The sequence below is a fragment of the Salipiger sp. HF18 genome (assembly GCF_011806505.1).
Lineage (GTDB): Bacteria > Pseudomonadota > Alphaproteobacteria > Rhodobacterales > Rhodobacteraceae > Salipiger > Salipiger thiooxidans.
This window is the reverse complement of sequence record NZ_JAATOS010000700.1, coordinates 1-1,657: the sequence shown is the minus strand read 5'-3', so window position 1 is coordinate 1,657 and position 1,657 is coordinate 1. Positions and strand designations below refer to the sequence as shown.

The 1,657-nt window shown below is 70.1% G+C and carries 3 protein-coding genes; all 3 read right to left on the bottom strand.

The features are described from left to right. A partial coding sequence (locus tag HC022_RS26060) for a BMP family protein (RefSeq protein ID WP_167454311.1) occupies window positions 1-549 on the bottom strand: 549 nt, incomplete at its 3' end. 152 nt (window positions 550-701) lie between these two features. Further along, entirely contained in the window at window positions 702-1,115 is a 414-nt protein-coding gene (locus HC022_RS26055; RefSeq protein WP_008885979.1) for a GNAT family N-acetyltransferase, read from the bottom strand. Further along, a partial coding sequence (gene tsaB / locus HC022_RS26050) for a tRNA (adenosine(37)-N6)-threonylcarbamoyltransferase complex dimerization subunit type 1 TsaB (protein ID WP_167454310.1) occupies window positions 1,112-1,657 on the bottom strand: 546 nt, incomplete at its 5' end. The genes tsaB and HC022_RS26055, both read right to left, overlap by 4 nt.

Below are 1,657 nucleotides of genomic sequence, written 5' to 3'. Positions count from 1 at the left end.
GTTCGAGATCACCTTGAGATCGGGGTTCACGGCCAGCGCGCCCTGCGCGTAGCCGCAGGCGAACTTGCGGATCAGCGGCACGTCCATGCCGCCGACGAAGCCGACGGTGCCGGTCTTGGAGGCCATGGCGGCCATCATGCCGACGAGATACGAACCCTCGTGCTCGGCGAAGAGGATCGAGAGCACGTTCGGGTGCTCGTCGGGGCTCACGAAGCCGTCGATGGTAACGAACTTGGTGTCCGGGTAGTCGGCCGCGACCGAGGCGATGGGCGTGGACATGGAGAAGCCGGTCGAGACGACGGGGTTGAAGCCGGCCTCGGCGAAGCGGCGCAGCGCCTGCTCACGCTGGGCTTCGGACTGCAGTTCGATGTCCCGGTAGGAGCCGCCGGTTTCCTTGGCATAGGCTTCGGCGCCGGTGTAGGCCGCCTCGTTGAACGACTTGTCGAACTTGCCGCCGAGATCGTAGATCAGCGCAGGATCGGCCAGCGCGGCGCCTGCGGTCAGCGCCAGCGCGGCGCTCGCGCCGAGGAATTTCGTCATCAGGGTCATCGCTTGCTCCCAAGTGGTGGCAGCGCAATTGCGCGCGCCGCTCATTTTGTCCGATCCATCCAGATCATGCCTGATTAAGGCGTTGGGAACGCAGTGGGTCAACCGGTTTTTGTTTCGCGCGACGAACGGTTTCGGCTGGTCCGGACCTGACCTCAGGTCAGCGCCTTCGACATGAGCAGCGCATCGTCGCGGCTGCCGTCGGGGCGCTTGTAGTAGCCCTTGCGGAGACCCGTCATGCGGTATCCGCAGGCGGTGTAAAAGCCTGTGGCGGGTGTGTTTTCCGCCGCCACCTCGAGGAAGACCGATACCGCGCCACGGGCCCGCGCCTGCGTTTCGAAGCGCGCCAGGACGGCGCGCCCGGCGCCCGAGCGCTGGCGGCCGGGATCGGTGGCCAGCGCGAGGATCTCGGCCTCGTCCACCACCACGCGGCCCAGCACGAAGGCGCCTTCGGCGGCACAGAGCAACGTCGCGGGCTGGTCCAGAGTCGACGCGAAATCCGCCTCGGACCACGGGGACATGTGGCGGTAGGCGCGGGCCGCGATTGCCGCAAGTTCGGCGGCGGTCACGACAGGATCGCCGGCGGCGCCTCGCGCGATGGGGCGGCATCGGCGGGCCGCACGTAGAGCGGCGTCGGCCGGGCGAGATCCGGGTCGCGGAAGTGCGCCGCGGCGATCCGGGCCACCGCCTCGACCAGCGGGCAGGACGGGGCGCCGAAGGGCAGCGTGTAGCTCAGCACCGGCACGCCCGCGGCGAGATCGGAGATCTCCTGCCCCTCGGGGACCGGCTGCACCGGCGCGGCGCCCTGATCGGTGAACTGCTGGAGGTAGGACATCCGCCGCGTGCCAAAGATCGCCGCCGCGACGGGGCGCGGGGCATCCAGCACGGTCGCCTCGGTGGCGCTGACCCCCACGGCGGGGATGCCCAGCGCCAGCGCCAGCCCGCGGGCGGCGGCGACCGAGATGCGGATGCCGGTGAAGTTGCCGGGGCCGGTGCAGACCCCGAGCGCGTCGAGATCGTCCCAGCCGAGGCCGGCGGCCCGCAGCATTTCCTCGAGCATCGGCATCAGGCGCTCGGCCTGGCCACGCGCCATCTCCTCGTGGCGCAGGTC